This is a genomic window from Streptomyces sp. NPDC058469 (assembly GCF_042721125.1).
Taxonomy (GTDB): domain Bacteria; phylum Actinomycetota; class Actinomycetes; order Streptomycetales; family Streptomycetaceae; genus Streptomyces.
The window spans coordinates 20933-29479 of record NZ_JBHXME010000141.1 but is presented as its reverse complement, the minus strand read 5'-3'; the positions used below and the strand labels follow the sequence as shown (position 1 = coordinate 29479).

At 70.8% G+C, this 8547-nt stretch carries 10 protein-coding genes; 5 read left to right on the top strand and 5 right to left on the bottom strand.

Going from position 1 to position 8547, the window contains the following annotated elements; genetic code table 11:
* Positions 1–153 precede the first annotated feature (153 nt).
* The 4 genes from ACFWP5_RS40230 to ACFWP5_RS40215 form a co-directional block, all read right to left on the bottom strand.
* A complete protein-coding gene (locus ACFWP5_RS40230) occupies positions 154–1641 on the bottom strand; it encodes a glutamate synthase subunit beta (RefSeq protein ID WP_384168700.1) in 1488 nt (495 codons plus the stop codon).
* 178 nt (positions 1642–1819) lie between these two features.
* The gene (locus ACFWP5_RS40225; RefSeq protein ID WP_384168697.1) at positions 1820–2299 is read right to left on the bottom strand and encodes a DUF1772 domain-containing protein; all 480 of its coding nucleotides are present in this window, start codon (positions 2297–2299) and stop codon (positions 1820–1822) included.
* Positions 2300–2501: 202 nt separating this feature from the next.
* Positions 2502–3248: a DUF2293 domain-containing protein gene (locus tag ACFWP5_RS40220; protein WP_384168694.1), complete on the bottom strand. Its 747-nt coding sequence runs from the start codon at positions 3246–3248 to the stop codon at positions 2502–2504.
* Positions 3249–3283: 35 nt separating this feature from the next.
* A complete protein-coding gene (locus ACFWP5_RS40215) occupies positions 3284–4000 on the bottom strand; it encodes an NAD(P)-dependent oxidoreductase (RefSeq protein ID WP_384168691.1) in 717 nt (238 codons plus the stop codon).
* A 99-nt stretch (positions 4001–4099) separates the two neighbouring features.
* Here ACFWP5_RS40215 and ACFWP5_RS40210 point away from each other — a divergent pair, with 99 nt between their 5' ends.
* The 4 genes from ACFWP5_RS40210 (at position 4100) to ACFWP5_RS40195 (ending at position 6196) form a co-directional block, all read left to right on the top strand.
* Positions 4100–4495, top strand: coding sequence for a winged helix-turn-helix transcriptional regulator (locus ACFWP5_RS40210; RefSeq protein ID WP_384168688.1), 396 nt, complete (start codon positions 4100–4102; stop codon positions 4493–4495).
* A gap of 17 nt (positions 4496–4512) precedes the next feature.
* Positions 4513–5154, top strand: coding sequence for a uridine kinase (locus ACFWP5_RS40205; protein WP_384168685.1), 642 nt, complete (start codon positions 4513–4515; stop codon positions 5152–5154).
* Between the two features lie 70 nt (positions 5155–5224).
* A complete protein-coding gene (locus ACFWP5_RS40200; RefSeq protein ID WP_384168682.1) occupies positions 5225–5620 on the top strand; it encodes a PPOX class F420-dependent oxidoreductase in 396 nt (131 codons plus the stop codon).
* A gap of 147 nt (positions 5621–5767) precedes the next feature.
* The gene (locus ACFWP5_RS40195; RefSeq protein ID WP_384168679.1) at positions 5768–6196 is read left to right on the top strand and encodes a CBS domain-containing protein; all 429 of its coding nucleotides are present in this window, start codon (positions 5768–5770) and stop codon (positions 6194–6196) included.
* A 33-nt stretch (positions 6197–6229) separates the two neighbouring features.
* Here the strand turns inward: ACFWP5_RS40195 and corA are convergent, their stop codons facing one another.
* Positions 6230–7357, bottom strand: coding sequence for a magnesium/cobalt transporter CorA (gene corA, locus ACFWP5_RS40190; RefSeq protein WP_384168676.1), 1128 nt, complete (start codon positions 7355–7357; stop codon positions 6230–6232).
* A 237-nt stretch (positions 7358–7594) separates the two neighbouring features.
* On the opposite strand from corA, the gene ACFWP5_RS40185 reads away from it, so the two are divergent.
* Positions 7595–8389: a methyltransferase domain-containing protein gene (locus ACFWP5_RS40185; RefSeq protein ID WP_384168673.1), complete on the top strand. Its 795-nt coding sequence runs from the start codon at positions 7595–7597 to the stop codon at positions 8387–8389.
* Positions 8390–8547: the final 158 nt, after the last annotated feature.

Here is an 8547-nt window from a genome sequence, read left to right as displayed (position 1 = left end):
CGGTTGCTCCGGCCGGCCCGCAGTCACCTTCCAGGCCGCCGCCGAAGGATTTCGTGAGCCGGGAGGAGAGCACACGAGCACGGCCGTACGACTGCTCATCCGGCAGCAGGGACACCTCGCCCCTGCCTCACCGCCTCCCCTGCCCGCGCTGCCTCACACGGCCATCGGCCGGTCGTACGGCCCTATGGGCGCCGGGAGTTGGGAACTTCCCGTCAGATAGCGGTCGACGGCCGCCGCCACCGCCCGTCCCTCCGCGATCGCCCACACGATCAACGACTGCCCGCGCGCCGCGTCCCCCGCGACGAACACCCCGCGCGCGCTCGTCGCGAAGTCCGCGTCCCGGGTGATCGTGCCGCGCGGTGCCATCGCCAGCCTCAGCTGATCGATGAGCCCGTCCGCCCGGTCGGGCCCGGAGAACCCGAGGGCGAGCAGCACGAGATCGGCGGGCAGGCTGCGTCCGGAACCCTCCAACGGGCGGCGCCCCGCGTCGACTTCGACCAGGTGCAAGGACCGCACGCGCCCGTCCCCGTCACCCTCGAAGTGGAGCGTCGACGCCGCGAACAGCCGCGCGTCCGCGTGCGCCGCCGGCGCCGTCCCCAGATCCCGCGCCTCCTCGTGCGCGGCCGAGAGCCGATAGATCTTCGGATACGTCGGCCAGGGCTCCGCGTCCTCGTCGCGCTCGGCGTCCGGCTGGGCGTAGATGTCCAACTGGCTGACGGACGCGGCCCCTTCACGCACCGCGGTGCCGAGACAGTCGGCCCCCGTGTCGCCGCCGCCCACGATGACGACATGCTTCCCGGCGGCGGACAGGGGAGAGGCCGCCAAGTCCCCTTCACATACCCGGTTGGCCAGCGGCAGGTACTCCATCGCCTGGTGGATGCCGGTCAACTCCCGCCCCGGAACGGCCAGTTCACGCCACGCCGTCGCTCCCGTGGCGATCACCACCGCGTCGTAGCGCGCCCGTAGTTCGGCCGCCCCGATGTCCCGCCCGACCGTCGTCGACGTACGGAACTTGGTGCCCTCGGCCCGCATCTGTTCCAGCCGCCGTTCGAGATGCCGTTTCTCCATCTTGAACTCGGGGATGCCGTACCGCATCAGGCCGCCGAGCCGGTCGTCCCTCTCGTACACGGCGACCGTGTGCCCGGCCCGCGTCAACTGCTGTGCCGCGGCGAGGCCGGTGGGCCCGGAGCCGATCACCGCGACGGTCCGTCCGGACAACCGGTCCGGTGGTCTCGGTGGCGCGAAACCGTCGGTCCAGGCGCGGTCGGCGATGGCCACTTCGACGTTCTTGATGGTGACGGCGGGTTGGTTGATGGCGAGCACACACCCCGCCTCGCACGGCGCCGGGCACAACCGCCCGGTGAATTCGGGGAAGTTGTTCGTCGCGTGCAACCGATCGCTCGCCGCACGCCAGTCGTCCCGCGAGACAAGGTCGTTCCACTCGGGGATCAGGTTGCCGAGCGGGCAGGCGTCGTGGCAGAACGGGACGCCGCAGTCCATGCAGCGGTCCGCCTGCTTGGTCACGATCGGCAGCAGCGCGCCTGGGACGTACACCTCGTCCCAGTCCCGCACCCGTTCCTCGACGGGCCTGCGGGGCCACTCCTCGCGCGGAGTGGTCATAAAACCCTTGGGATCGGCCATGGCCGTCTTCCTTGCGTCCGCGTACGACAGGCCGTGCGTCATCGGGCGGCACTCTTTCAGCCACGATAAGGCCCCGCGGCCGGGCGCGCAGAGTGGGCGAGACGGCTTTCTCGACGGCTTTCTCAAGGGGTTCTGTGGGCCCTCACCAGCCCTCGCTCAGGTGATCATGGGGTTTCTCTCAGGTGAGGGCCAGCATGTACACCAGCGCGGCGGCCGCCGAGGCGATCGCGCGGACGTGATTCCACATCGTCCACTCGCGTACGTACGACGGCCAGTACGCGGCGGCCTCCGGTGTGCCCGGGTCCAGCTTCAGCAGCGCCTCGTTGCGGGGCACGTTCGCGACGAGGGTCAGCCCGAACGACCCGAACAGATACAGCGCGCTGCCCAGCAGCAACTCCACGGTCCCCTGATCCGGCCACAGCACGAAGGTCACCACCGCGATCACCGCGCACACCACCGCGGCACCGGCGAACAGCAGCATGAAGGCGGGCGTCATCGCCGCCGTGTTGATCGCGTTCATCGCGGCGACCCCCTGCGCGGGCGGCAACTCGGCCAGCCCCCGCATGACCAGCACGGAGAAGGCACAGAACACCCCGGCCATCACCCCGGTCGCGAGCACCCCCAGAACCGTCAGTGTGAAATACGGTTCACCGATCATGCCGACACCAACTCCCGCCCGTAGAGCCGAGATCCTGCCCACCACCAACCACCGGGACAAGTCAAACCCGTCCCTGACCGGGTAACCATGGCCGAGAATCGCCGGGGCATACGCGAACGTCCACGACACCCTCCGGGCCACCGACGGCCCGCTGGGCAACCGGGTTCGCCGCCCTCCTCGCCAGGCCTTCCCGCCGCTCTCCTCACCCGGCCTCCGCGTTCGCCCGGACATCTGCCCCCGCCTCCGCCTTCGCCCGAACCCCGCCCTCCCGCCACCCCCGAAGTACCGCTTCCACCCTCACCGAGATCCGCCGCCGCGCCTCATGTCGTGGCACCCCACTCATCAGCAACTGGTCGTAGGGCGTGTCCACATGCCGTACGGAAGCCGCCACCGCCGAGACCACCGCACCCTCGGACAACGCCTGCCCCGCCGCACTCCGCCCCACCCGCCCGCTGCCCCGCGCCGAGGCATGTACGGCGACGGCCCGGGCCCGAGCGTCCGGGCAGCCGGGGAACAGGCGTCGTATCTCCGCCGCGAACGCCTCCGTGAACCGCACGTCCTCCGCGGCCCGCCGCTCCGCGTCCCGCGCCCGGCGTCGCCGTCGTGCCTCCGCGTCCGCGAGGCACCGCTCCTCGGCCCGCGCGAGCCCCGCCTCCTCGACGAGGACGCCCTGCCGCTCGTACCGGCTCCGGCGCCGGTCGAACCGCACGACCACCGCCGACAGCGCACTCTCCTCCCGCGCCCTGCGCGTCAGCGCCGTGTCGCCGCGCGGCAGGAACACCAGATGCCCGAGATCCATGCAGTCGAGACACCGCGGCACTCCGCCCTCGACGACCAGCAACGGCAACGGTCCCCGACGACACTCGGCACAGTGCCGTTTCCTGAGCGGTTGGACAACGAGCAGTCCACTACGGGGCGGTGGAGTCGCGAGCGGTGCCGTACGAGCCATGCGAGAAGCATTCCCTTCTGCTGCGCGCCTCTCTCCTATCTCTCCTCCGCCCCTCTTTCCTCCGTCCTCCGCACCCCGCGCGGAACGAACACCGACACGCGCGTACGGTGCCGGGTCGGCGTCCCGATCTCGTCGAGCACCGCCACGGCCAGGTCCGCGTACGACAGCCCGGGCGCACCCTCCGGCACCCGCTCGTCGCCCAGGCGATGCCGCCCGGTGCGAGGGGCGTCCTGTTCCAGCCCGCCACCCGGGGTGAGCATCACCCAGTCCACCGACGTGCTCTCGCCCGCCTCCCGCAGGCGCCGCAGGCCGGCCGTGTGGGCCAGCGCGAACGGCCGTATCCCCGGCGGAAACGCCGAGGGGTCGTCCATCACCGGCCGCCCGTCCGCCCCGAGGAGGTCCGCGAACAGTCCGACGGCGACGAGCCGCCGCACCCCTGCCGCGGCCAGCCCCTCCAGCAACGCGTCCGCCGCCTTGACGAAGAAGCCGGGATCGAGCGAGCCGAACCCCTGCTCGGGCCCGCTGAACGGCGACACCGCGTGCACGGCACCGACCGCCCCGCCCGCGACCGCCCGCACCGACCCCGCATCGGTCACATCACCCCGCACGACCGAGACGCCCTCCACCGCGAGGTCCGCGTACCGCGCCGGATCCCGCACCACGGCGACCACCTCGTACCCACGCCCGAGCGCCTCCGCCGTGACGGCCCGCCCCGCCCGGCCGCCAGCCCCGAGAACCACGATCCCGCTCATGCCCAACTCCCTTGTCCGGCAGCGTCGTTCGCCGCCCGACCTGCACGTTAGGTACCTGAGGCCCGGTTACTTCAACGGTACCGGCGCTAGCCTCGACGGATGACCGACGCGACGGACGCCGTACGGCAGGAACCGCTCGACCCCGACATGTTCGACCCCGTCTGTCCCTCCTCCGCGATGCCTTTCAGGGTGGGCGACAAGTGGACCGGCATGATCGTCCGCTGCTTGGAAGGCGGCCCGCGTCGCTTCACCGAACTCCGCATACCGCTCAAGGCCGTTACCCCCAAAGTCCTCAGCGAGACCCTGCGCGCCATGGAACGCGACGGCCTGCTGACCAGGACCGCGTACGACGAGAACCCGCCGCGCGTCGAATACGCCCTCACCTCCCTCGGCCGCAGCCTCGTCCCTCTCCTCGACGCCGCCCGCGCCTGGAGCGAAACCCACCTCCCGCACCTCCTCGCGGCCCGCCGGAGCCACCGGCGCGACGCACCCTGATCGTGGTCTGCCGCATCATGGGCCCTGTGCGACTGGAAGCGATCACCTGGGACCGGCTCGGCGACCTCCTCGCCGAGCGTCTGCTCGACCTGAAGCCGGCCGACGGCAGCCCCTGGCCGCGCGTCGCCTTCGACGGCGCCCCTGCGGCCCGCCCCGGCGACCTCGCCGAGCGCGTCTCGGAGGCGCTGCGCATACGCGGCCGCTCCTCGCTCGTCGTCGGCACCGAGGGCTTCCTGCGCCCCGCCTCGCTGCGTCTGGAGTACGGGCGCCAGGACGTCGAGTCGTACTACGACGGCTGGTTCGACACCGGTGCCCTGTGGCGCGAGGTCTTCGGCCCGCTCGAACCGGACGGCGACGGCCGCGTCCTGCCCGATCTGTGGGACCCGACCGCCGACCGGGCCACCCGCAGCCCCTACGTCCAACTCCCGCCCGGCGCCGTCCTATTGCTGCACGGTCCCTTCCTCCTTCGGCACTGGTTCCCCTTCGATCTGACCGTCCACGTCCTCCTCTCGCCGGGTGCCCTGCGCCGCCGTACCCCCGAGACCGAGCACTGGACCCTCCCCGCCTTCGAGCGCTACGAGGACGAGACCGACCCGGCCGGCACGGCGGACGTCCTGGTGCGCGCCGACGATCCACGTCATCCGGCGTGGAACGGCTGACCCCGACCGAGGGCCAGGCGATCCCGCTCAAAGACTTTTGCATGCGCGTGCATTTAGTTAGGGTGGGGGTATGACGACGACCTTCGACGACTCCGTCCGCTCTCTCCTCGATGGCAAGAACTTCGCCAACGTCGCCACTCTCCGTCCCGACGGCGCCCCGCAGACCTCGGTGGTCTGGATGAAGCGCGAGGGCGACACCGTGCTCTTCTCCTCCCTCGAAGACCGGCAGAAGGTGCGCAACCTCCGCCGCGACCCCCGCGTCAGCCTGTCGGTGTTCGACCTCGCCGACCCCTATACCTCGGTCGAGATCCGCGGCACCGCCGAGATCCTCCCCGACGAGGACAAACGGCTCCCGTACGACCTCTCGCACAAGTACCTCGGCGTCGACCCGCCCGCCGAGCGGGACGACCAGACGCGGGTGATCATCCGCGTCGTACCGCAGAAGATCGTGGGGTTCCAGGTCTGAGCGCCGTCCCGGATGGCTGGTACACAGGCGCACCGGAAGTCGCGACCGTCCGGGTGCGTTCCCCCGGCCGCGCGGCGAGAATGTAGGGCGCCGGGACTAGCGGAACGTTCTGTGCCGCGCCGGCCGTCCGGCACCGGGAGGTACTACATGACCACCGCCGGAGACATCATGCACCGGGGCGCCCAGTGGATCCCCGCCCATGAAACCCTGGACCGCGCCGCCCAGCTGATGCGCGAACTGGGCGTCGGAGCCCTGCCCATCAGCGACGAGAACGAACGGCTCTGCGGCATCCTCACCGACCGGGACATCGTCGTCGGCTGTGTGGCCATGGGCCACGACCCGGCCAAGATCACCGCCGGCGAGATGGCCAAGGGCACCCCACGCTGGATCGACTCCGGCGCCGATGTCGGCGAGGTGCTCCAGGAGATGCAGGGACACCAGATCCGCCGGCTTCCCGTCATCGAGAACAAACGCCTCGTCGGCATGATCAGCGAGGCCGACCTGGCCCAGCATCTGACGGAGGAGCAGCTCGCCGGGTGGGTCGAGAGCGTCTACGCCCGGAGCGGCATGCGCTGAACCGCCGGACGGTTCCGGTTCAGCGGTCGGCGTTCAGAGCCAGCCGTTGCGCCGGAAGCCCCGGTACAGCGCCAGACAGGCCACGGTTATCACGCCGATGACCAGGGGATAGCCGAACCGCCAGTGCAGCTCCGGCATGTGGTCGAAGTTCATGCCGTACACACCGCACACCATCGTCGGTACGGCGATCACCGCGGCCCAGGCCGTGATCTTCCGCATGTCCTCGTTCTGCGCGACCGTCACCTGGGCGAGGTGTGCCTGCAGAATCGAGTTGAGCAGTTCGTCGAAGGACGCGATCTGCTCCTTCGCGCGCAGCAGATGGTCGGAGACATCCCGGAAGTAGGCCTGTATCTCCGGTCCGATCACCCGCATCGGCCGGGTGGCGAGCTCCTCCAGCGGGCGGCTGAGGGGGACCACCGCCCGCTTCAGCTCCAGGAGTTCACGCTTGAGCTGGTAGATACGACCCGGGTCGGCCCGCGCGCCGTTCTCCGCGAACACGTCCGTCTCCACCTGGTCGATGTCCGCCTGCACCGAGTCCGTGACGCTCAGATAGTCGTCGACCACATGGTCCGCGATCGCGTGCAGCACCGCGGCCGGTCCCTTGGCGAGCTGTCGCGGGTTCGACTCCAACTCCTCACGCAGCGGCCCCAGTGAGCCGTGCCGCCCGTGCCGCACGGTGATCACGAAGTCGGCGCCGACGAACACCATGATCTCGCCGGTGTCCACGACCTCGCTCGTCGCCGTCAGCTTCTCGTGCTCGACGTAGCAGACCGTCTTGAACACCGCGAACAGCGTCTCGCCGTAGCGCTCCACCTTCGGGCGCTGATGCGCCTCGATCGCGTCCTCGACCGCCAGCGGGTGCAGGTCGAAGAGCTCGGCGATGCCCGCGAACTCCTCGTTCGTCGGCTCGTGCAGGCCGAGCCAGACGAAACCGTCGTCCTTCTTGCGCACCCGCTCCACGGTGTCCACCAGGTCGCCGGCGACCGGAACACGGACACCGTCCTGATACATGACGCACTTCACCACCGAGGAGCCCAGCGGTGACCGGGCGTGGTGGCTCAGGTCGACCCGCGGGTGCCGCCGGGCCAGCCGTGCCACCTTGCGGAGGCCGCCGACCCTGCCGAGGCCCGTGACCTTCCGAAGATTCCCTGCCATGGACATCCGGAACTCCTTGCGTGGATCCCCTCGCATCGCATTTCTGCGCCTTGGCGTGCCAGTTTGCCAGGCCGACGTGAGCCGTGGGTAAGCCTGTGGGAACGGAATCCTCCGCTTTGTTCCCGGCTGTGGATGAACCGGTGCACGGTCGTGGCAAGGGTGCGGTGGACCGGAGCTTCGCCCCTCCCGACAACCGGAGCGTCGCCTCCTGTCGACAAGCGGGGCAACTGGGATGATCGCGGCATGACGCGATCCGACGGGTATCTCCTCGACAACCGGCAGTCCGAGGCGGGACAGCGCTTCGACGCCTTCGCCACGCTCTTCGACCCCACGACGTTCCGGCACCTGGAGGGGTTCGGCGTCGGACCCGGCTGGCGCGTCTGGGAGGTCGGCGTCGGCGGCACCTCGGTGGTGTCCTGGCTGGCCAAGAGGGTCGGCCCGACCGGAAAGGTCGTCGCGACCGACATCGACACCTCGCAGGTCGCCTCGGCCGGCCGCCCGCCGATCGAGGTGCGCGTCCATGACGTCGGCGCCGAGGAGCCGCCGGGGGAGGGCTTCGACCTCGTGCACGCCCGGCTCGTCCTCGTCCATGTGCCGGACCGGGAACGGGCGTTGCACTCGATGATCAAGTCCCTGCGCTCCGGCGGACGCCTCCTGATCGAGGACGCCGACCCCGCCCTCCAGCCCCTGCTCTGCCCCGACGAGCACGGCCCCGAGCAGCAACTCGCGAACCGCCTCCGCCACGGTTTCCGCGAACTCCTCGCAGACCGCGGCGCCGACCTCTCCTACGGCCGCCGACTCCCGCGCCTGCTCCGCGAGGCCGGCCTGCGCCGGGTGGAGGCCGACGCGTACTTCCCGGTCACCTCACCTGCCTGCGCCGCGCTGGAATCCGCCACGGTCCGCCAGATCCGCGACCAACTCGTCACCGCGGGCCTCGCCACGGACGAGGACATCGACCGCCACCTGGCCAACGTCGCCTCCGGCACGATGGACTTGGCGACGGCTCCGATGATCTCGGCGTGGGGGCGGAAGGCGTAGGCGGGGGGCGGGAGTTGGCGCCGGGTGGGGTGGGGAGGCGGCTGCTCCGGGTGAGGGTGAGGGCCTCGGGCGCGGGTTCGCGCTCGGGGATGGTCGGGCGCGGCGCTATCCTCCAGGCAGGGGGCGGACGTTGGCGGGACGCACCTGTTTCCCGCACT